The following is a 19776-nucleotide window of genomic DNA, read 5'->3' as shown; positions in this document are numbered from 1 at the left end:
GTCAGGCCGCCTGCTTGGGGATGCTGCGGTTGGTGTGGGTGATGCGGTTCTGGCCGTCCACGTAGACGAGCGTGGGCTGGAACGCATCGGCTTCCTGCTCGCTCATGGAAGCGAACGCGGCGATGATGATCAGGTCCCCGACCTGCACATGGCGGGCTGCACCGCCATTGAGCGACACGATGCCGCTGCCCTCGTCGGCGCGGATCGCGTAGGTGGAGAAGCGCGCCCCGTTGGTGACGTCCCAGATATGGACCTGTTCGAACTCGCGGATGCCCGTGGCCTCCAGCAGTAGGCCATCGATGGCGATGGAACCTTCGTAGTTCAGTTCCGAATGGGTGACGGTCGCGCGGTGGATCTTGGTCTTGAGCAGGCTGAGGTGCATGTCGGCGGCACGAAGAGCGGGAGCGCGAAGTTTATCCCCTCGTGCCGGCCTTGTACCGCGCTCAGAACTCGAGGTTGTCGATCAAGCGCGTGCGCCCCAGCTTCGCTGCGACCAGCGCGACGCGCGCGCCCGCTTCGCCGTCTTCCGGCTCGCTGAGGTCGGGACGACGGACCACGGTGTAGTCCACTTCGTAACCAATCTCCGCAAGCTGCCGGGCGGCATCGGCTTCCACCCGGGCGCGCGGGGTTCCCGCCACCAGGCTTTCGCGCATGGCGATCAGTGTCCGGCGGATCTGCGCCGCGCGCGGACGTTCGTCCGCCGAGAGATACTGGTTGCGCGAGCTCATCGCCAGTCCGTCGGACTCGCGCACGATGCTGCCGGCGAGGATCTGGATCGGGAACGCCAGGTCGGTGACCAGTTGGCGGATCACCGCGAGCTGCTGGTAATCCTTCTTGCCGAAGGCGGCCACGTCGGGCTGTACCTGGTTGAACAGTCGACTGACCACGGTGCATACGCCATCGAAATGCCCCGGGCGGTGCGCGCCTTCCAGCACGCTGCTGACACCGGGTACATGCACGTTGGCCGCGAGGCCGACGCCGAACGGATACATGGACTCCACCGTGGGCAGCCACAGGACATCGCAGCCTGCGCCTTCGAGACCGCTCATGTCCGCCTCGGGCGTGCGCGGATAGCGGGTGAAGTCCTCGTTGGGTCCGAACTGCGTCGGGTTCACGAATACGCTGGACACCACGCGGTCGGCGTACTGCCGCGCCAGCATCACCAGTGAGTAATGCCCGGCATGCAGGTTGCCCATCGTCGGGACGAAACCGACCCGCAGGCCCTGCTGCCTCCATTCCCTGACGCGGGCACGCAGCGCCTCAAGCTCGGTGATGGTCTCGATCATCGTGGCCCCTGGGGCATGTGGTCGCGCGCGGCGCGGTCAGTAGGAATGGGCATCGTCGGGGAAGGCCCCGCTGCGCACCGCTTCGGCATAGGCGCGTACGGCGCCCGCCACGGAACCGCCTTCGGCAAGGAAATCCTTGACGAACTTCGGCCGTCGATGGCCCGTGTCGAGGCCGAGGAAGTCGTGCAGCACCAGCACTTGCCCATCGCAGCCGGGACCCGCCCCGATGCCGATGGTGGGGATGGCCAGGTCCGCGGTGATCGTGGCGGCCAGCGACGACGGCACGCACTCGAGCACCAGCAGCTGCGCACCGGCGTCCTGGACGGCGCGCGCCTCTTCGCGCAGGCGGACGGCCGCGGCCTCGTCACGCCCCTGCACGCGATAACCGCCGAACTTCAGCACCGACTGCGGGGTCAGGCCCAGGTGCGCGCAGACCGGGATGTCGCGCTCGACCAGGAAGCGGATGACCTCCAGCTTGTGGCCCGCCCCCTCCAGCTTGACCATCTCCGCCCCGGCCTGGAGCAGCGCGATGGCGGCATCGAGCGCGCGCTCGGGCGTGGCATCGGACTGGAACGGCAGGTCCGACACCAGCAGGGCGCGATCGAGGCCGCGGGCGACGGCACGCGTGTGGTAGACGATGTCGTCCACGGTCACCGGCAGCGTGGAGTCGTGCCCTTGCACCACCATGCCCAGCGAGTCGCCGATCAACACCAGGTCGATGCCACTGGCATCCAGGACGCGGGCGAAACTGTTGTCGTACGCCGTCAGCATCACCAGCTTGCGACCGTCACGCTTGGCGTCGGCGAGGGCGGGAACGGTCCAGGGCTTGCTGTCGGCGTGGGTGCTCATAGCGCCGCATTATCCACTCATAACGGCTGGATGTTGGACATTTCCAGCACGGACACAGCATCTCGCGCAGCGCCGTGGGCAGGGATACGGGCATCGGGCAGGACGTCCAGCAGCGGTACCAGCGCGAAGGCGCGTTCGTGCAGATGCGGATGCGGCACGCGCAGCCCGGGCTCGTCGATCACCGCGTCGCCGTAGAGCAGCAAGTCCAGGTCCAGCGTACGCGGGCCCCAGCGCTCGCCTTCGACGCGATGCCGACCGAACCCGGCTTCCACCGCCAGCAGCAGGTCCAGCAGCGCGCGCGGCGGCAGCGAGGTTTCCACCAGTGCGACGGCATTGATGAAGTCGGGCTGGTCTTCCCTGCCCCAGGCCGGCGTGCGGTAGAAGGGCGACACCGCGCGCACGACGATGCCTTCGCGGCCCGCCAACGCAGCCACCGCCTGGCGCAGCGTATCGGCCGCATCGCCGAGATTGGCTCCCAGGCCAATGCAGGCCTGGCACGTCGCCGTCATTCCGGCGAGGCGCCGCCCGTGCGCCGACGGCGACGGCGGCGACGCTTCGATGGGGCCGCATCATCATCGTCGCCGAAGGCGTCGGTCGACGCGGCGACACCGAGCGTGGCGGCGAGCTCTTCACCGGACTGCGTCTGCGCTTCGCGCCAGAACGCCACGTCCTCGGCATGCTCCGGCGACGCGGCGAGGCGCAGCACGAGGAAATCGAACGCGGCCCGGAACCGCGGATGCGTCAAAAGGCGCGTCACCCGCTTGCGCTGGCGGTTGCCGAACCGGGTCTGCAACAGCCAGATCTCCTGCATCGGCAACGAAAAGCGGCGCGGCAGGGCCACCGTGTTCAACTGGTGCAGGGTCACCCGATCGGCGGCGCGACGCTGCGCTTCCTCCGCCTGCACGCCCTGGGCCTGCAGCCCCATCAGGGCGCGGCAGTACGCCGGCCACAGCAGCAACGCGAACAGGAAGGCCGGCGATACCGGTTCCTCGTTGGCCACGCGCTGGTCGGTGCCGGTCAGCCCCGCGAGTACCATGCGACGCAACGCGCCGCTGCGATTGGACGCCAGCGCGGCGGCGGTTTCGGGGAACAGCACCTTCAGCAGGCCGAAGCGCTCCAGCCCCTCGAAGCTCGCCACGCCATGCCCGGACAGGAACAGCTTGAGGATCTCTTCGAACAGCCGCGCCGGCGCGGCCTCGGCCAGCAGTGGCGCCAGTGGCGCGATCGGCGCGGCGGTGTCGGCATCGATCTCGAAGCCCAGCTTGGCCGCCAGGCGGACCGCCCGCAGCATGCGCACGGGATCCTCGCGATAACGCTGTTCCGGATCGCCGATCAGCTTCAGCCGTCGCGCCATCGTGTCTTCGAAGCCGCCGACATAGTCGCGGACCGAAAAGTCGTCGATGGCGTAATAAAGCGCGTTGGCGGTGAAATCGCGGCGCACCGCATCGTCTTCGACGGTGCCGTAGACGTTGTCGCGGACCAGCCTGCCGTTGTCCATCTCGCGGTCGCCGCTGCCGTCGTCGACATTGGCGCGGAAGGTGGCGACCTCGATGATCTCGCGCCCGAAGACCACGTGCGCCAGGCGGAACCGGCGCCCGATCAGCCGGCAGTTGCGGAACTGCTGGCGCACCTGTTCCGGCGTGGCGTCGGTCGCCACATCGAAATCCTTGGGGTGGCCGCCGACCAGCAGGTCGCGCACCGCGCCACCGACCAGGTACGCCTGGAAACCGGCATCCCGCAGGCGGTAGAGCACGCGCAGCGCGTTCGGGCTGATGTCCTTGCGCGAAATGGTGTGCTGGTCGCGCGGGATGGTTCGCAGAGCGGTGACGGGCGTAATAGCGGCAGTTCCATGCAGGAGGGTCACGCGGCCGGCGGGGTGGATTGCCCTCGACCTGACCGCCACCTATACTAATCCGCTACGCCGGTTTCACCAAAAACGCTCCCTTCGTCTAGTGGTTAGGACGTGGCCCTCTCAAGGCTAAAACAGGGGTTCGAGTCCCCTAGGGAGCGCCATCCGGTCGAGGTTGCGGGTTGAGATCCGCGACAGGTGGAGTGCCAGGACCCCGCTACGGCGGGGTTTTGCGTTTGCAGGGGCCGGCACGGACGCATTAAAGACGGTTTAATCGCGTCGTCCTAGCATGATCGCCCCATATCCCGCCGAGGCCCGCCCGTGTCGCGCCTGCTCCTGGTTGAAGACGATCGCATGCTCGGCGATGCCCTGGCCGCCGCCCTGGCCCAGGACGGCTGGTCCATCGACCGCGCCGAAGACGGCGCATCCGCACGCCTGGCGCTGGTCGACCACGGCTACACCGCGGTCCTGCTGGACCTGGGGTTGCCGCGCGGCTCCGGACTGGACGTACTGGCGGCACTGCGCCAGCGCTACGACACCACCCCCGTGCTGATCATCACGGCACGCGACCAGCTCAGCGACCGCGTGCGTGGACTGGATGCCGGCGCCGACGACTACATCGTCAAGCCGTTCGAAGCCGGGGAACTCAGCGCTCGCCTGCGCGCGGTGGTGCGCCGCACGCAGGGCCGCGTCGCGCCGGTGCTGCGCCATGGCGACATCGTGCTGGATCCTGCCGACCGCTCGGTGCGACTGGGCGACCGGCCGGTGCGACTGGGTGTACACGAGTACCGCACCCTGCTCGCCCTGATGGAGCGGCCGGGGCGCGTGATCGCGCGCGATACGCTGGAGTCCCTGGTGTACGGCGGCGAAGGGTCGATCGAGAGCAACACCATCGCGGTCTACATCCACCAGCTGCGCAGGAAACTGGGAGACGGCGTGATCACGACCGTGCATGGCTTCGGCTACCGGCTGGGAGAGGGTGAATGAGCCACTCGCTGAAGTCGAAACTGCTGTTGGCGGTGATGACGCCGCTCGCGCTGGGATGGGCCGGATGGCTCGGCAGCCAGCACTTCCAGATGACGCGTCAGCAGCAGGGCCACGACGACCTGTTCCTGCAGGAGGTCAGCGAACAGATCCTGTTGTCCATGCCGAGCAACCTCGACGCGCTGGACGACGGCCCGCGTCTTCACCTGCCCCCGCGGGCCGGCCCGGCGGGCAAGAAGAAGAAATTCGACACGCTGCGCTACCAGGTGTGGATCCTCGGCCGGCGCACGCCCGTGGTGGCGTCGGATGGCGCACCGATGCAGCCGCTGCGCGCGGACTTCAAGTCCGGTTTCGTGGTGAGCGAGGTCGCGGGCGAACCGTGGCGCGTCTATGCCGCCACCGATGCCAGCGGCCGCATCCAGGTGCAGTCCGGCATGTCGCAGTCGGCGATGAAGGCCGAACTCGCGCACTGGGTGAAGATCAGCCTGTGGAGCGGCATCGGCATCCTGCTCGTGCTCGGGTCCATCGTGGGCCTGGCCATCCACTGGAGCCTGCGTCCGATGAACCGCCTGCGCCGCGAGATGGCGCAGCGCGAGCCTCACGACCTGGCTCCCTTGCCCGCCTCCGGGCTGCCGCGCGAGATCCGGCCACTGGTGGATTCGTTCAACCTGTTGCTCGAACGCCTGTCGGAGGCGATGCGCGGCGAACGCCAGTTCCTGGCCGATGCCGCGCACGAGTTGCGGACGCCGCTGGCTGCGCTGCTGACGCAGACGCAGGTCGCCATGCGCGCCGGCAGCCAGGCGGACGCGCAGGCCGCGCTGGCCCAGCTGGCGCATGGCATCCAGCGCACGTCGCGGCTGGCGCAGCAGCTGCTCGACTCGGCACGCGTGGACGCGTCGCCGCTGCGCGAGGATCGACCCGTCGTCGCGCTCCCCGACGTGGTGACGATGGTCGCGCGCGAGTTCGAATCGATGGCGAGCCGCCGGCAGCAGACGCTCGCCCTCCATGCCGAGCCCGCCAGCGTGCGGGGCGACCTCGACGATCTCGGCATCCTGGTACGCAACCTGCTGGACAACGCAGTCCGCTACGGCGGCGACGGCGCGCGCATCGAGATCGCCTGCGGCACCGACGACGGAGGCGCGACCGCCTGGGTCAGGGTGCGGGACAACGGCCCCGGCGTGCCCGCCGACGAGCGCGAACGCATCTTCGAGCGCTTCTTCCGGGGCAGCCAGGGCAATGGCGAACGCGGCAGCGGCATCGGCCTGTCGCTGGTCGACCGCATCGCACGCGCACACGATGCGCGCATCACGGTGGAAGACGGCATCGCCGGACGGGGATTCGGTTGCCGCGTCGCGTTCCGCGCGGCACCCGACGCCTGATGCGGCGACGCGGCGCTATTCGCCGCGCCACCACGGTTGCGTGTCGGCGGGCCGCGCGATCGACAGCGGCTGGCCGATCACCGGAGTGGCGATGGCGACCCCCGCGTCCTGCGACAGGGCGTACAGCGTTTCCATGGGTTCGCTCCAGCCATGGAAGGCCAGGTCGAAGGTGCTGTTGTGGATGGGCACCAGCGATCGGCCGCCCAGATCGCGATGCGCCTGCAGCGTCTGCTCGGGCAGCATGTGTACGTCCTGCCATCGGCGGTCGTAGGCGCCGCACTCCAGCAAGGTGATGTCGAACGGCCCCAGGCGCTCGCCGATGGTGCGGAAACCGTCGAAGTAGCCGGTATCGCCACTGAAGAAGACCTTCAACTCGTCCGTCCGGATCACCCACGACGCCCACAGCGTGGCGTTGCGGTCCAACAGCGTGCGGCCGGAGAAATGCTGCGACGGCGTCGCCGTGAAGCGCACGCCATCGCGTTCCACTTCGTCCCACCAGTCGAGCTGACGCACCTTGTCGCGGGGCACGCCCCACCCGACCAGCCGGTCGCCCACGCCGAGCGGCGTCAGGAACACCTCCGTCTTCGCCGCCAGCGCGCGCACGGTGTCGCGGTCCAGATGGTCGTAGTGATCGTGCGACAACACCACGGCCGCCAGCGGTGGCAATGCATCGACGGCGATCGGCGGCGCGTGGAAGCGCTTGGGACCTGCCCACTGGACGGGCGAGGCGCGCTCGGAGAACACCGGATCGGTCAGCCAGAACCGGCCGCCGAGCTTCAGCAGGACGGTCGAATGTCCGAGCCGGTACAGCGTGCCGTCCGCCGCGGCGTCCAACTGCGCACGGGACAGCGACTGGACCGGAATGGCGCCCCTCGGCACGGTACCGGCCGGTTTGCCGCCGACCAGGAAGTCCCACCAGAGCTTGCCGGTATCGCGCCAACCGAGCGCACGCGGCTTGCGTTCGTTCTGGAAGCCGTCCTCGCCGAACTGCGGCGATTGCGGGTAGGACAGCGTGGCGCAGCCGGACAGGCCCGCGTAGGCGAAGGCCGTGGCGGACACGCAGGCCGCCGCCGCGATGCGCTTCAGGCGTTTTCCCCGGCGAGGCATCGGGGTGGACGGGTCAGCCATCGTGGCCGCTCCTCGACGTGGGGAATACGTACTGGACCATCGTGGCCGCACCGGCCTGCCCGGGCAGCATCATCTGGACATCGCCCTGCCCCACGGGCACCTGCCAGCGGAGATCGACGCAGCCGAGCTGCGATGCCGTGCGGCGCGCTTCGGCGAGCAACTGCGTGGCGACGTCAGAGGGGCGCGCGCTGGCGGGCACGAAGAGCGCTTCGAGATTGAGGTAATACGCCCGGTCGAGCATCGAGAATCCCACCGTGGCGAAGGCATAGCCCGCGGGCTCCCGGCGGCGCTCCGCGATCCACGCCCACGCGCGCAGCGGCGGTTCGAACAAGGCTTCCATCAGCTCCAGCACGCCGGCGCCGGCGCGGGTACCGGAGGTTTCGGGCAGTTCCGACCGCTGGCGGTCGCAGAGTTGCATCAGCACTGCGGCGTGCGCCCGGGTGACGCGACGGATATCGATGTCGTCATCGGCCGATGCCTGGCTCCACGACGGATCCTGCGGTGCGGGAAGGTGGGCCACGGGTACCGGGCGAAACAATGTCGCCGTCCCCGCGCGCGAAAGTCGTGCATTCATGGGAGCTCCAGGGGTTAGGGAAACCGCGATCAGAATCCGCGCGAGATGCCGACGAAGAGCGACGTGCTGCGGTCCTTGCCCTCCTCGACCAACGGGCTGTCCTGCAGCGCGTCGGGCAAGGCCCGGTATTCCACGTTGCCCACCAGCGCCCAGCGTCTGGCGAAGGGATGGACCAGGGTCAGGCTGGCGCGCGGCACCGTAGCGGCACCGGGACGGTAGGCCGCCACGCCGCGTGCGACCTCTTCATCGAGGATGCCGTAGTAGTAGTCCGCCAGGTCCGCCGACAGGCGGATGGCGCCCACCGACGGCACCAGGGTCGAGCGACCGAGCGCCAACGGATAGCTGTAGTCGAGGGCGACCGCGTAGCCGTCGCTGGTACCGGTCACATCGACGCGCGCGTCCAGGTCGAGCTTGCCGCCCGCCCCCTTCCAGCTCGCACCGACGCCGATGTCGACACTGTCGTCGCGATCGGACAGCAGCCGGCGGTCCACACCGCGACGCGCGAGTTCGGCGATGCCGAAGTCATCCGCATCCAGCCCATCCAGGCGACCCGCGATGAAGGTGCGCAGTTCGAAACGATCGTCCACGTGGACGCGGTAGCCCAGTGCCGCGCCACGCAGGTAGACACGTTCGCCGTCGTAGGCGAGGTTGGGATACAGGCGCGTGCGCGTGCCTTCGCCCGCGTACTCGCTGTCGCGGTGCACGACGGCCAGGCCGGCGCTCCAGCGCGACGGCAACTGGTCCTGCGCCTTGGCATCGGTGCGCTCGACGACCTGGGCGAACGCGGAGAAGGGCAACAGCAGCAACAGCGGTGTGCAGGCACGCAGCAGACTCATGGAAACCTCGGCGGTGGGGGACCGGATTGCCCGGCCCGCCCATGCTCGCGCGGGATGTTTAAGAACTCCTTAAGTCACTGCGTGTCCACTGCACCTCGCCTCATTGCATCCGCGGAAGGTCGAACACCAGCACCTCGGCACCGATGCCGCGTTCGATGGTGACCAGCGGCTCCGCGTCGTACAGCAGCGCATCACCCGCCTTCAGGGGCTTCCCGTTGACGGTCGCCTCGCCACGCGCCACGTGCACGTAGCCCAGCCGGCCGTCGGCGAGCGGCAGTTCGGCCTTCTCGCTGCCATCGAACAGACCGACGTACATGCGCGCATCCTGGTGGATGCGGACCGACCCATCGGCGCCATCGGGACTGACCGCCAGGCGCAGGCGGCCCTGCTTGTCGGTTGCGGGAAAGGATTTCTCCTCGTACGACGGCTCGACGCCCTGCCGATCGGGAATGATCCAGATCTGCAGGAAGTGCGTGGCACCGGACGCGTTGTAATTGAACTCGGAGTGCTGCACGCCGGTGCCGGCGCTCATGCGCTGCACATCACCGGGCACGATGCTGGAGCTGTTGCCCATCGAGTCCTTGTGGCCCAGCGCGCCCTCCAGCACGTAGCTGATGATTTCCATGTCGCGGTGGCCGTGTTCGCCGAAGCCGCGCCCGGCGGCCACGCGATCCTCGTTGATGACGCGCAGCGGGCCCCAGTGGACGTGCTTGTCATCGAAGTAGTTGGCGAAGGAGAAGCTGTGCCACGAATCCAGCCAACCGTGATTGGCATGGCCGCGGGCCTCGGCAGGGCGGAGGGTGATCATGGCGAAACTCCTTGGGTGGTGGACAGGGTGCGAAGCTTGGGCGCTATCAAAAATGGAATAAACCCAGCCAATCTCAATTATTTGTCCTATTTTTGAACCTAATTGGATTCGAAACCCGCAATACCGCCGACGGATGGGACGACGCCCGATGCACGGTCGAAGCGGTACAGGGTCGGGGCTGCGTCAGTCTGTCGCGATGAAGTGCGCATCACGCGGACGCCTGCCTGCATTCGCGCCACGACGGGCCGGCTGCATTAAACTTGCGCGGTTCCCGCTCGAGCGCTCGTCTTCATGCCCTTCGTCGTCACCGAAAACTGCATCAAGTGCAAGTACACCGACTGCGTGGAGGTCTGTCCGGTGGACTGTTTCCACGAAGGGCCGAACTTCCTGGTGATCGATCCGGACGAATGCATCGACTGCACGCTGTGCGAGCCGGAATGCCCCATCAATGCCATCTATCCCGAGGACGACGTGCCGGCGGGACAGGAGGGCTACGTGGCGCTGAACGCCGAACTCTCGCGCGCCTGGCCGGTGATCACCACCCGCAAGGAGCCGTTGCCGGACGCCAAGGAGTGGGAAGGAAAGCGCGGCAAGTTGCCGCTGCTGGAGCGCTGACCGCGCGGCATGCCGGAACGCCTCCCATGAAAAAGGGCGCCTTGCGGCGCCCTTCTCGCATGTCGCGGCGGATGCGATCAGCCGCCCAGCTTCGCCTTCAATGCCGCAAGCAGCTTGGTCGCGGCCGGCGACGTCGCCGGCAGGCCTCGCGGATCGACCGCCGATACGTACGCGCCTGCGTCCACCGCCGACACGCGCACCAGGAAGCTTGCGCCCTCGTAGCTCACGTCATAGGTCCCCAGCAGCTGCGCGCGGCTGGCGATGGTCACGCCTTCTACGCCGGCAAGCGCTTCACCGACGCGGGTGAAGGCGTCGTCGCGTGAGCCGGCCACACTGAACCCACCGGCGGTCGGGGCGTTGGACGACGTGGCCTGGCTGGCGGCCGGCACCTGCATGGCGCCGCTGGTGTTGGGCAGGTTGAGGTCCGGCGGCACTTCCAGCGGACGGGCTTCCGGCGCCAGCGCATAGTCGCCCCGCGCACCCTTCTTGAACCACGAGCAGCCGGCGACGGAGACGACCAGCAGCACGAGGGCAAGCGGACGCACGAGGGAAGACGAAAGACGCATGAGGTTCTCCTGGGTTCAGGCCGCGAGGGTATCGCGGCTGGATTGTGCTTCCAGCGCCTGCGCCACGGCGGCGAGGCGATCGGCGGTATCGGCATGGGCGGCGGACAGCGCGAGCAGCGGCAGGCGCAGGCCGTGGCCGAACCCCGCACGCTGCAGCAACGCCTTCACCGGAATGGGATTGGATTCGACGCCGAGGAAGGCGTAGATCTCCTGCAGCTGCGCGTCCAGCGCTGACGCGGCCGCGGCATCACCGGCGCGCGCCACGTCGCACAGGCGGCGGAACGTGCGCGGCAACGCATTGGACCCGACGGAGATCAGGCCATCGGCTCCGGCCAGCATCGCGCGCGACGCGGTCGGGTCGTCGCCACTCAGGATCGCGAAGCCCGGCGTGCGCAGCGCCAGCAGTGCGGACATGCGCTCGGGCTCGGAACGCGCTTCCTTGATGCCGACGATGTTCGGGTGGTCGACGAGTTCGGCGACCGTTTCCGGCAGCAGGTCGCAGCCGGTCCGGCCCGGCACGTTGTAGAGAACGACCGGCAGGCCGCCCTGGTCGGCGACGGCGCGATAGTGGGCCACCAGGCCTGCCTGCGTCGGCCGGACATAGGGCGGCGTCACCACCAGCGCGAACTGCGCGCCGCCCGCGGCCGCACGGCGGGTCGCCGCGATGGTCCTGGCGGTATTCATCTGGCCGGTGCCGGCCAGCACGGGAAGGCGCCCACGCACCTCTTCCACCGCGATGCGCAGGACCGTGTCGTACTCGTCGTCGGACAACGCCGCCGCTTCGCCGGTCGAACCCGCCACCACCACGCCCTGCGTGCCGCCGTCGAGCTGCTGTTTCAGCAGCGCGCGCCAGGCGTGCAGGTCGAGTTCGCCCGACGCCGAAAACGGCGTGGCCAGTGCGGTGATGCTGCCGGAAAGGTGCAAGGGGAGGCTCTCGGTGGGGATCCGGCGCACCGGAAGCGCCCGTGAGCGCGGTCGTCCCGGTCCGCCTGCAATGTCGGCCGCATGTTACTTGCGGGCTCAAAGGGCGGGCAAGTATGCTGCCTGCGTCGTCGGGCCGCTGCCCGGCCGCCATTCAGCCTGACCGCAACGCCGGAAGCTCTCTTGACCGATTCCACGCCCCGGCCTTCGCCGACCGAAAACCACCTCCTGATCACCGCCTATACGACGCATCCGGAATCGCCGCTCCTGTCGGTGACGCGCCGGATCGCCGACAGCGGCTGCAATCTGGTGGACGCGCGGCTGTCCACGGTGGGCCGCGACGTGTCGGTGACTGCGCTCGCGACCGGGTCGTGGGACGCGGTGGCGAAGCTGGAAGCCATGCTGTCGCGGCTCGAGCGCGACGACGGCCTGAAGCTGGTGTTCTACCGCACCGGGCCGAAGGTGGTGCAGTCCAACCTGCTGCCGTACATCGTGGAAGTGGTGGCCGCCGACAAGCCTGGCATCCTGTTCCAGCTGGCGGACTTCTTCGACCGCCAGGGGATCACCATCGAGAACCTGCAGAGCACGCGCTACCGCGCGATGCAGACCGGGGCGGAGATGTTCTCGGCGCAGGTCACCATCGGCGTGCCGGCCAACATGCACATCGCCGCGCTGCGCGACGATTTCCTCGAATTCTGCGACCATCTGAACCTGGACGCGATCATGGATCCGATGAAGTTCTGACGATGACGGCGAAAAGCGCGAAAGCCCTGCCCAAATCGACACTGAAACTGCCGCTGGCCCTGTCCGGCGGCGAGACCGCCACCCTCGCCGACTACGCCGGCCGATGGCTGGTGCTCTACTTCTATCCGAAGGACAGCACTCCCGGCTGCACCACCGAGGGCCTGGACTTCAACGCGCTGCTGTCGAAGTTCGCCAAGCTCGACGCCACCGTATTGGGCGTCTCGCGCGACTCGGTGAAATCGCACGACAACTTCTGCGCCAAGCAGGGCTTCAGGTTCCCGCTGGTGAGCGACGCCGACGAAGCGCTGTGCAAGGCCTTCGACGTGATCCACGAGAAGAACATGTATGGCCGCAAGGTGCTGGGCGTGGTGCGCAGCACCTTCCTGATCTCGCCGGACGGCCGCATCGTGCAGGAGTGGCGCGGCGTGAAGGTTCCCGGCCATGCCGACGCCGTGCTGGACGCGCTGAAGGCCCACCAGGCCCAGTGACGAAATCCCCTTCCCTTCCACCCACCATCCCGCGCCGCGGCGGGTCATGGTGGTTCGCTGCTGTCCGCGGAAATGTCGCCCGTGTTCACACATCTTCCTCGATGAGGTTGCCCGAATGACCCGTAGCAAGCGTATCTATGTGTTGGACACCAACGTGCTGATGCACGACCCCACCGCGCTGTTCAAGTTCGAGGAGCACGACGTCTTCCTGCCGATGCAGGTGATCGAGGAACTGGACAACGGCAAGAAGGGAACCTCGGAAGCGAGCCGCAACGCGCGGCAGGTCAGCCGCTTCCTCAACGAGCTGGTCGAGGCGTCCGGCCTGGACAACCTGGCCGCCGGCATTCCGCTCGTGCAGCCCAACAGCCTGCAGCTGCGCGGCTCACAGAGCGCGGGCCTGCTGCGCTTCCAGACCAGCCATTTCGATGCCGGCAAGAGCTTCGGTGCGGTCATCCCCGACAACGCCATCCTCGGCGCCATCCTCGCGCTGAAGGAGAGCGAGCCGGAGATCCCGGTGGTGTTCGTCTCCAAGGACATCAACCTGCGCATCAAGGCGGCGATCGCAGGCATCGTGTCGGAGGACTACGAGAATGATCGCGCGCTCGACGATTTCAGCCTGCTGTACACCGGCGCCGATCCCCTGCCGGAGGATTTCTGGCAACGCCATGGCAAGGACCTGCGCTCGTGGACCGACAAGGGCCGCACGTTCTACGAAGTGACGATGGCCGATGGCGCGGGCTGGTACCCCAACCAGTACCTGTACCTGCCCGGCGACGACGAGTCCGAATTCCGCGTCAGCAAGGTCGAGGGCGACAAGGCAACGCTGCAGATCGTCGACGACTTCCGCCACAGCCAGCATGCGGTGTGGGGCATCAATGCGCGCAACCGCGAACAGAATTTCGCGCTCAACGCGCTGATGGATCCCGAAGTCGATTTCGTCACCCTCCTCGGCACCGCCGGCACCGGCAAGACGCTGCTCGCGCTCGCCGCCGGCCTGGCGCAGACGATGGACCAGCAGCGGTATCGCGAAATCATCATGACCCGCGCCACGGTCAGCGTCGGCGAGGACATCGGCTTCCTGCCGGGCACCGAGGAAGAGAAGATGACGCCGTGGATGGGCGCGCTTACCGACAACCTGGAAGTGCTGACGCACAACCAGGAAGGCGGCGCCTGGGGCCGTGCGGCGACCAATGACCTGCTCGCCTCGCGCATCAAGATACGTTCGATGAACTTCATGCGTGGCCGCACGTTCCTGTCGCGCTACCTGATCCTCGACGAGGCGCAGAACCTCACCCCGAAGCAGATGAAGACGCTGATCACCCGTGCGGGCCCCGGCACCAAGATCGTCTGCCTGGGCAACGTGGAGCAGATCGACACCCCGTACCTAACGGAGACGACATCGGGCCTGACCTACGCGGTGGACCGCTTCAAGAACTGGGCGCACAGCGCGCACATCACGCTGCGGCGTGGCGAGCGCTCGCGCCTGGCGGATTACGCGTCGGAAGTGCTGTAGCGGTATCGATCGCCACGCAGGCCCTTGCGGCCTGCGTGGCGACACCAGAGCAGGCAGCCATGCATGATCCCTACACGCCGACACGCTACGCATCCGCCGCCGCCGCCACGGATGCCGCCGCAGCGCTGAAGTTTGGCGTGCAATGGCGGCGCGTCCTGCTGGGTGGCGTCGTCCTGTTCTCGGCACTGGCTACATGGTCCATTGGCACCAGCATGTTGCTCTCGGTATTCCTGTCCCGGTTCGCCCCGGATGATGTTGGATTCGCGTCCTTCAACGTCGTCCGCACAATTGGATACATCCTGTTTGCGACGGTCGCCTACTGGTGGTTCTCCACCGGAATCGTGCGTTGGCGCTGGCTCCATCTGCTGCTTGCCTGGGTACTGGTCCAGTCGATAGGCGCCGGCATCCTGAAGGTGCTGCTGGACGTAACCCTCGACTATTCAGCATGGAAGTATTGGGCGTCCGAACTCCTTCCGGTCTGTGCCGCTTGGTCGCTTGCATGGCTGTGGCCGGGACGAGGTCCGCGTTCTGCACGCGGGGCTCATTGACGCCATGGGCCTCCAACTTCCCCGCTGGGTCTGGATCGGTGCCGTGCTGCTGGCCTGCGTGGCCGGCATGGTCAACGTCATCGGCTACCTGGGGTTCGAACACCAGGCGGTCAGCCATCTGACCGGCACCACCAGCCTGCTGGGTGCGGCGATCGCGCAGGGCGACCTGCGTGCGATGATCCACCTGTGGGGCGTGCTGATCGCGTTCTGCCTCGGCGCGATGCTCAGCGGCCTTATCATCCAGGACCAGACGCTGAAACTCGGCCGCCGGTACGGCGTGGTGCTCGCGCTGGAGGCCGTGCTGCTGATCGCCGCGGTCCCGCTGTTCAAGCAGGAACAGATCTGGGGTGCCCTGCTCGCTGCCGTGGCCTGCGGCCTGCAGAACGCGATGGTCACGACCTACAGCGGTGCCGCCGTGCGTACCACCCACCTCAGTGGCATGTTCACCGACCTCGGCATCGGCCTGGGGCACCTGCTGCGCGGCATGCCGTTGCCGGTAAGGCGCCTGACGCTCAGCGGCCTGATCATCAGCGGCTTCCTGGGCGGTGGCGTGCTGGGCGCCTGGCTGTATCGGCAAGTCGGTTACGACGCCCTGCTGGCGCCGGCGCTGCTGACCGGCTGCACCGGCGTCGGCTACGTGCTGTATCGCCAGTGGATGCGCGCACGGTCGCCGACGGCGTGACCCGCCCCGCCACCCGCCCGCGTACGGATGGCACAATCCGCGCATGACCGTTCCCTCCGTGGTTTCCGCCCTGACCATCGCCGGTTCCGACTCCGGTGGCGGTGCCGGCATCCAGGCCGACCTCAAGACCTTCGCCGCCCACCGCGTGCATGGCCTCTCCGCCATCGCCGCGCTCACCGCACAGCACACGCGGGGCGTTACCGCGGTAAACGTGCCGCCGATGGATTTCCTCCGCGCGCAGCTCGAAGCGTGCTTCGACGATTTCGACGTGCGCGCCGTGAAACTGGGCATGCTGGCGACCGCCGACGTCATCGGCGTGGTGGCCGAGGCCTTGCGCGTGCATCGCCCGGCCACGGTGGTGGTCGATCCGGTCATGGTGGCCACCAGCGGCGCCAAGCTGCTGGAAGACAGCGCCCTGCAAGCGCTGCGCACACGGTTGCTGCCGCTGGCGGACGTGGTGACGCCGAATCTTCCGGAAGCGGAACTGCTGCTCGGGCGCGCCATTGCCGATGCGCCGGCGATGCGCAGGGCCGCGAACGACCTGCTGGCGCTGGGCGCCCGAGCCGTGTTCCTCAAGGGTGGCCATCTGCCGGGCGACGGCGATGTGGTGGACCTGTACGTCGATGCGGACGGAATGACCGAAACTTCGCACCCGCGCCTGGCCCTGGAAGCCCATGGCACCGGCTGCACGCTCGCTTCCGCCATCGCCGCGCGTGGCGCGCAAGGCATGGCGATGAAGGCGGCATGCCTCGCCGCTTCGGACTACGTGCACGCTGCGTTGCGCGGCGGCTATCGGCCGGGACGCAGCGACATCGTCGTGCTGGACCACACCGGGGCTGCACCGACCGCATGAATGCCACCGACACGTCCCGGCTTGCGGAAGACATTCCGCTGCAATCGCAGGATGGCCACGGCTACACCCTGGTCGCCCGTATTCCGACCCATCCCGTCTCCGCGCTGCTGTGGGTACCCGCGCTCGGGGTCGCGGCGCGTCATTACCTGCCGTTCGCCGAGATGCTGGCCGCCCGCGGCATCGCGGTCTTCGTGCACGAATGGCGCGGCAATGGCAGCAGTTCGCTCCGCGCCGGACGGCACACGGACTGGGGCTATCGCGAGTTGCTGGGCACCGACCTGCCGCTCAGCCACGCCGCGATGCGTGGTCGCCTGCGGGACATTCCCCATCGCGTCGGCGGCCACAGCCTGGGCGGCCAGCTGGCGGCCTGCCATGCAGGTCAGGCTGCCGACGCGTTCGCGAGCCTCTGGCTGGTCGCCAGCGGAACGCCATACTGGCGAACGTTCCCCGCGCCGCGTGGTTACGCGCTGCCATTCTTCTACCAGTTCGCGCCCTGGCTGGCACGCGCCTGTGGCGCCCTGCCCGGTCGCCGACTGGGCTTCGGTGGCGATGAAGCACGCGGTTTGATCCGCGACTGGGCGCGGGTGGGGTTGAGCGGCCGCTATCGCGCAGCGGGCTGGCCGGTGGACCTGGACGCCGGCATGCGAGGCGTGCGTGCGCCTGTGCGCGGCGTGTTGTTCGACGACGACTGGCTGGCACCGGAAAGTTCGCTGCGGGCCTTGATGGCGAAACTGCCCGGGAGTCCTGCCCTCGTGACGGTGCTCGACCATGCCCGCCTGGGCGCACGCGCCGATCACTTCGCCTGGATGAAACAACCCGCGGCCGTGGTCGACGCCCTGCTCGACTGAGCGCGCCTCAGCAGCCGACGACGATGCAGTCGCGCCCCTGGGCCTTCGCGCGGTAGAGGGCACTGTCGGCGCTGTTGATCCAGTCCGACACCGACGCGATGCCCGCATGGGATTCCGCCAGGCCGATGCTGACGGTGCACCGCAACGCACGCTTGGAGAATCCGCACGCCGCGACCTGCCGGCGCAGGCGTTCGGCGGCCACGATGGCCTCTTCCCATCGCGTGTCTGGCATCACCACGCCGAACTCGTCGCCACCGTAGCGTCCGCTCGTGTCGACGTCACGCAGACAGGCTTTCAGCAGGCGGGCGAACTCTTCCACCACCTCGTCCCCGACCGTATGGCCGTAGCCGTCGTTGATGTCCTTGAAGCGGTCGATGTCGATCAAGACGAGCACTGCGGTACGCCCGGCGCGCTGGTAGCGTTTGAGCTCGTGGGTCGCCGCGTGCAGCCATTGCTGGCGGTTCATCAATCCGGTCGCGGCATCGAAGCGCGCCATCTTTTCCAGCAGGTCCTTCTGCTGCCGCGCCCTGCGCGCAAGCGAATGGGTCGCGATGCCGATGGCCGTCGGATAGATCGCGAGGAAAGGCAGGCACGCCAGCACTACCGGATAGCTCGTGAAGGGCTCGAAGGCGAAGCCCCAGGCGGCGCAGGCCGCCAGGCAGGTCAGCGCCATCGCCGCCAGCGTGCGCACCGCGAAACGCCCGCCACCGACGATGACCTTGTCCATCGTCAGCATCACCGCCAGCAGCACGCTGGGCAGCGCATCGAACTGCATCGCCGCGATCCAGAAGCCGCCCATCGCGGCGTCGAAGGTCAGGTTCTGGAGTTCCGTCTGCAACGGTGCGTCGTGCTGCCGCTTCACCCGCCAATAGGCCAAGTGCGGCCACAGGAACCCATGCGCGGCCAGCAACGCCCACAACGCGGGAGGCGCCGCGTGTTCGTACAGCACGGCGCCCACGCACAGCGCTCCCAGGCCCAGCCCCAGCGCGCGCATGCGGTACATGCGCTGGCCGTAGCGTGAGCGGTTCTGTTCCGCCAGGTCGCGAACGGCGTCGGTAGGCAAGCGGATCCAGGCGAGCGGGAGGTGCGTCGATTCTCGACCAATCGCTATCGCGTCGCCAGCCTGCGGCAGGCCGCCGCAGGCTCGCTTATGCCAAACCGGTCACGTTCGCGGCGTCCGGTCAGGCGGACGGATAGCCCTGCGGGTTCTGCGACTGCCACCGCCAGGCATCACGGCACATCGCGTCGACGTCGAGCTCCGCACGCCAGCCCAGCACGTCGTTGGCCAGCGATGGATCGGCATACACTTCGGCCACATCGCCCGCGCGACGCGCGACGATCTGGTACGGGATCGCGCGCTCGGCCGCACCCGCGAACGCGTTCACCAGCTGCAGCACGCTGATGCCCTGCCCGGTGCCGAGGTTGACGGTGAGGTTGCGGCGCTCGCGCACCAGGAAATCCAGCGCATCCGCGTGCGCGCGGGCCAGGTCCATCACGTGGATGTAGTCGCGCACGCCGGTGCCGTCGGGCGTGGGCCAGTCGCCGCCGAACACGCTCAGGTGCTCGCGCCGGCCCACGGCCACCTGGCAGATGTAGGGCATCAGGTTGTTCGGGATTCCGGTCGGGTCCTCGCCGATCAGGCCGGAGGCGTGCGCGCCCACGGGATTGAAGTAGCGCAGGTTGGCGGCGTGGAAACCCGGATCGCTTTCGCAGAGGTCGCCGATCAGCTGTTCCATCACCAGCTTGGTCCGGCCGTACGGGTTGGTGACCTGCAGGCGCGCGTCTTCACGGACGGGCACGCTCGCGGGGTCGCCGTAGACGGTCGCCGACGAGCTGAACACCAGCCGCTTGACGCCCGCCGCCTGCATGCCGTGCAACAGGTTGAGCGTGCCACTGATGTTGTTGTGGAAATAGTCCAGCGGACGCTCGCAGGATTCGCCCACCGCCTTCAACGCCGCGAAGTGCACCACCGCATCGAACTGCTGCCGCGCGAAGAAGCCGACGACCGCCTCGCGGTCGCGCAGGTCCAGCGGCTGGAACGGCACCGGATGCCCGGTGATCTGCTGCAGGCGGGCCAGTACGCCCGGCGAACTGTTGCTGAAGTTGTCCGCCACCACCACGTCGTGGCCCCGCTCGACGAGCACCACGTAAGCATGCGCGCCGATGTAGCCGGCGCCACCGCACAACAGGATCCGCATGTCGACTCCCCGGTCGCTGGTCGCCACCCTCCTGGTGGCCGATCATGCCTCTGGTACGCAGAGCGCGGCGCAATCAGGCCATTGCGCAAGCGTGTCCTCTCGACGGG

The 19776-nt window shown here is 68.1% G+C and carries 23 protein-coding genes and 1 tRNA gene; 11 read left to right on the top strand and 13 right to left on the bottom strand.

Features of this window, described 5'->3' with window-relative positions:
* Position 1: 1 nt before the first annotated feature.
* The 5 genes from panD to pcnB form a co-directional block, all read right to left on the bottom strand.
* Positions 2-382 (bottom strand): aspartate 1-decarboxylase, encoded by a 381-nt coding sequence (panD, locus tag Q0907_RS07540; protein WP_296282617.1) that lies wholly within the window; start codon positions 380-382, stop codon positions 2-4.
* 61 nt (positions 383-443) lie between these two features.
* Positions 444-1286: a pantoate--beta-alanine ligase gene (panC, locus tag Q0907_RS07535; RefSeq protein WP_299342985.1), complete on the bottom strand. Its 843-nt coding sequence runs from the start codon at positions 1284-1286 to the stop codon at positions 444-446.
* A gap of 36 nt (positions 1287-1322) precedes the next feature.
* Complete coding sequence (panB, locus tag Q0907_RS07530; RefSeq protein WP_299342983.1) at positions 1323-2135, bottom strand: 3-methyl-2-oxobutanoate hydroxymethyltransferase; 813 nt, start codon at positions 2133-2135, stop codon at positions 1323-1325.
* Positions 2136-2152: 17 nt separating this feature from the next.
* The gene (gene folK, locus Q0907_RS07525; protein ID WP_299342981.1) at positions 2153-2644 is read right to left on the bottom strand and encodes a 2-amino-4-hydroxy-6-hydroxymethyldihydropteridine diphosphokinase; all 492 of its coding nucleotides are present in this window, start codon (positions 2642-2644) and stop codon (positions 2153-2155) included.
* Complete coding sequence (gene pcnB / locus Q0907_RS07520) at positions 2641-3999, bottom strand: polynucleotide adenylyltransferase PcnB (RefSeq protein WP_296282613.1); 1359 nt, start codon at positions 3997-3999, stop codon at positions 2641-2643. Before pcnB ends, folK begins: the two co-directional genes overlap by 4 nt.
* A 74-nt stretch (positions 4000-4073) precedes the next feature.
* Here pcnB and Q0907_RS07515 point away from each other — a divergent pair.
* The 3 genes from Q0907_RS07515 (at position 4074) to Q0907_RS07505 (ending at position 6347) form a co-directional block, all read left to right on the top strand.
* Positions 4074-4148, top strand: a tRNA-Glu gene (locus tag Q0907_RS07515).
* A 157-nt stretch (positions 4149-4305) separates the two neighbouring features.
* Entirely contained in the window at positions 4306-4971 is a 666-nt protein-coding gene (locus tag Q0907_RS07510) for a response regulator transcription factor (protein WP_296282612.1), read from the top strand.
* Positions 4968-6347 (top strand): ATP-binding protein, encoded by a 1380-nt coding sequence (locus Q0907_RS07505; protein WP_299342979.1) that lies wholly within the window; start codon positions 4968-4970, stop codon positions 6345-6347. Before Q0907_RS07510 ends, Q0907_RS07505 begins: the two co-directional genes overlap by 4 nt.
* A 15-nt stretch (positions 6348-6362) precedes the next feature.
* Here the strand turns inward: Q0907_RS07505 and Q0907_RS07500 are convergent, their stop codons facing one another.
* The 4 genes from Q0907_RS07500 to Q0907_RS07485 form a co-directional block, all read right to left on the bottom strand.
* Complete coding sequence (locus tag Q0907_RS07500; RefSeq protein ID WP_299342977.1) at positions 6363-7475, bottom strand: MBL fold metallo-hydrolase; 1113 nt, start codon at positions 7473-7475, stop codon at positions 6363-6365.
* Positions 7468-8049, bottom strand: coding sequence for a GNAT family N-acetyltransferase (locus Q0907_RS07495; protein WP_299342975.1), 582 nt, complete (start codon positions 8047-8049; stop codon positions 7468-7470). Before Q0907_RS07495 ends, Q0907_RS07500 begins: the two co-directional genes overlap by 8 nt.
* Positions 8050-8078: 29 nt before the next feature.
* Positions 8079-8885: a MipA/OmpV family protein gene (locus Q0907_RS07490; RefSeq protein WP_299342973.1), complete on the bottom strand. Its 807-nt coding sequence runs from the start codon at positions 8883-8885 to the stop codon at positions 8079-8081.
* Positions 8886-8985: 100 nt separating this feature from the next.
* The gene (locus Q0907_RS07485) at positions 8986-9693 is read right to left on the bottom strand and encodes a pirin family protein (RefSeq protein ID WP_296282607.1); all 708 of its coding nucleotides are present in this window, start codon (positions 9691-9693) and stop codon (positions 8986-8988) included.
* Between the two features lie 291 nt (positions 9694-9984).
* Between Q0907_RS07485 and fdxA the strand changes: the two genes are divergently transcribed.
* Complete coding sequence (gene fdxA, locus Q0907_RS07480; protein WP_299342971.1) at positions 9985-10308, top strand: ferredoxin FdxA; 324 nt, start codon at positions 9985-9987, stop codon at positions 10306-10308.
* A gap of 77 nt (positions 10309-10385) precedes the next feature.
* Here fdxA and Q0907_RS07475 read toward each other — a convergent pair whose 3' ends face one another.
* A complete protein-coding gene (locus tag Q0907_RS07475; protein WP_299342969.1) occupies positions 10386-10874 on the bottom strand; it encodes a hypothetical protein in 489 nt (162 codons plus the stop codon).
* 15 nt (positions 10875-10889) lie between these two features.
* The gene (gene dapA, locus Q0907_RS07470; RefSeq protein WP_299342967.1) at positions 10890-11798 is read right to left on the bottom strand and encodes a 4-hydroxy-tetrahydrodipicolinate synthase; all 909 of its coding nucleotides are present in this window, start codon (positions 11796-11798) and stop codon (positions 10890-10892) included.
* A 180-nt stretch (positions 11799-11978) separates the two neighbouring features.
* Between dapA and Q0907_RS07465 the strand changes: the two genes are divergently transcribed.
* From Q0907_RS07465 to Q0907_RS07435, 7 genes are all read left to right on the top strand, one after another.
* Positions 11979-12539 carry a glycine cleavage system protein R gene (locus Q0907_RS07465; RefSeq protein WP_162336523.1) on the top strand — a complete coding sequence of 187 codons (561 nt, stop codon included), beginning with the start codon at positions 11979-11981 and terminating at the stop codon, positions 12537-12539.
* Positions 12540-12541: 2 nt separating this feature from the next.
* Positions 12542-13027: a peroxiredoxin gene (locus Q0907_RS07460; RefSeq protein ID WP_299342965.1), complete on the top strand. Its 486-nt coding sequence runs from the start codon at positions 12542-12544 to the stop codon at positions 13025-13027.
* A gap of 115 nt (positions 13028-13142) precedes the next feature.
* On the top strand, positions 13143-14540 hold the full coding sequence (locus Q0907_RS07455) for a PhoH family protein (protein WP_296282601.1): 1398 nt from the start codon (positions 13143-13145) through the stop codon (positions 14538-14540).
* 59 nt (positions 14541-14599) lie between these two features.
* Positions 14600-15088: a hypothetical protein gene (locus Q0907_RS07450; protein WP_299342963.1), complete on the top strand. Its 489-nt coding sequence runs from the start codon at positions 14600-14602 to the stop codon at positions 15086-15088.
* A 4-nt stretch (positions 15089-15092) separates the two neighbouring features.
* On the top strand, positions 15093-15770 hold the full coding sequence (locus Q0907_RS07445) for a YoaK family protein (RefSeq protein ID WP_299342961.1): 678 nt from the start codon (positions 15093-15095) through the stop codon (positions 15768-15770).
* A 43-nt stretch (positions 15771-15813) separates the two neighbouring features.
* Complete coding sequence (gene thiD / locus Q0907_RS07440; RefSeq protein WP_299342959.1) at positions 15814-16623, top strand: bifunctional hydroxymethylpyrimidine kinase/phosphomethylpyrimidine kinase; 810 nt, start codon at positions 15814-15816, stop codon at positions 16621-16623.
* Positions 16620-17471, top strand: coding sequence for an alpha/beta hydrolase (locus tag Q0907_RS07435; RefSeq protein WP_299342958.1), 852 nt, complete (start codon positions 16620-16622; stop codon positions 17469-17471). The genes thiD and Q0907_RS07435 overlap by 4 nt, the downstream gene beginning before the upstream one ends.
* Positions 17472-17478: 7 nt before the next feature.
* Here the strand turns inward: Q0907_RS07435 and Q0907_RS07430 are convergent, their stop codons facing one another.
* On the bottom strand, positions 17479-18534 hold the full coding sequence (locus Q0907_RS07430; RefSeq protein WP_299342956.1) for a diguanylate cyclase: 1056 nt from the start codon (positions 18532-18534) through the stop codon (positions 17479-17481).
* 118 nt (positions 18535-18652) lie between these two features.
* Entirely contained in the window at positions 18653-19669 is a 1017-nt protein-coding gene (galE, locus tag Q0907_RS07425; protein ID WP_299342955.1) for a UDP-glucose 4-epimerase GalE, read from the bottom strand.
* Positions 19670-19776: the final 107 nt, after the last annotated feature.

The organism is uncultured Pseudoxanthomonas sp. (genome assembly GCF_947498795.1).
Taxonomy (GTDB): domain Bacteria; phylum Pseudomonadota; class Gammaproteobacteria; order Xanthomonadales; family Xanthomonadaceae; genus Pseudoxanthomonas_A.
Note: the sequence above shows the minus strand (reverse complement) of the source record. Positions and strands in the feature narration are given on the sequence as shown.

Bases quoted from the DNA above. Each gene is read 5' to 3' on its own strand.
- panD (WP_296282617.1), bottom strand. From the start codon at position 382: ATGCACCTCAGCCTGCTCAAGACCAAGATCCACCGCGCGACCGTCACC.
- panC (WP_299342985.1), bottom strand. From the start codon at position 1,286: ATGATCGAGACCATCACCGAGCTTGAGGCGCTGCGTGCCCGCGTCAGG.
- panB (WP_299342983.1), bottom strand. From the start codon at position 2,135: ATGAGCACCCACGCCGACAGCAAGCCCTGGACCGTTCCCGCCCTCGCC.
- folK (WP_299342981.1), bottom strand. From the start codon at position 2,644: ATGACGGCGACGTGCCAGGCCTGCATTGGCCTGGGAGCCAATCTCGGC.
- Q0907_RS07505 (WP_299342979.1), top strand. From the start codon at position 4,968: ATGAGCCACTCGCTGAAGTCGAAACTGCTGTTGGCGGTGATGACGCCG.
- Q0907_RS07500 (WP_299342977.1), bottom strand. From the start codon at position 7,475: ATGGCTGACCCGTCCACCCCGATGCCTCGCCGGGGAAAACGCCTGAAG.
- Q0907_RS07495 (WP_299342975.1), bottom strand. From the start codon at position 8,049: ATGAATGCACGACTTTCGCGCGCGGGGACGGCGACATTGTTTCGCCCG.
- Q0907_RS07490 (WP_299342973.1), bottom strand. From the start codon at position 8,885: ATGAGTCTGCTGCGTGCCTGCACACCGCTGTTGCTGCTGTTGCCCTTC.
- Q0907_RS07485 (WP_296282607.1), bottom strand. From the start codon at position 9,693: ATGATCACCCTCCGCCCTGCCGAGGCCCGCGGCCATGCCAATCACGGT.
- fdxA (WP_299342971.1), top strand. From the start codon at position 9,985: ATGCCCTTCGTCGTCACCGAAAACTGCATCAAGTGCAAGTACACCGAC.
- Q0907_RS07475 (WP_299342969.1), bottom strand. From the start codon at position 10,874: ATGCGTCTTTCGTCTTCCCTCGTGCGTCCGCTTGCCCTCGTGCTGCTG.
- Q0907_RS07460 (WP_299342965.1), top strand. From the start codon at position 12,542: ATGACGGCGAAAAGCGCGAAAGCCCTGCCCAAATCGACACTGAAACTG.
- Q0907_RS07455 (WP_296282601.1), top strand. From the start codon at position 13,143: ATGACCCGTAGCAAGCGTATCTATGTGTTGGACACCAACGTGCTGATG.
- Q0907_RS07450 (WP_299342963.1), top strand. From the start codon at position 14,600: ATGCATGATCCCTACACGCCGACACGCTACGCATCCGCCGCCGCCGCC.
- Q0907_RS07445 (WP_299342961.1), top strand. From the start codon at position 15,093: ATGGGCCTCCAACTTCCCCGCTGGGTCTGGATCGGTGCCGTGCTGCTG.
- thiD (WP_299342959.1), top strand. From the start codon at position 15,814: ATGACCGTTCCCTCCGTGGTTTCCGCCCTGACCATCGCCGGTTCCGAC.
- Q0907_RS07435 (WP_299342958.1), top strand. From the start codon at position 16,620: ATGAATGCCACCGACACGTCCCGGCTTGCGGAAGACATTCCGCTGCAA.
- galE (WP_299342955.1), bottom strand. From the start codon at position 19,669: ATGCGGATCCTGTTGTGCGGTGGCGCCGGCTACATCGGCGCGCATGCT.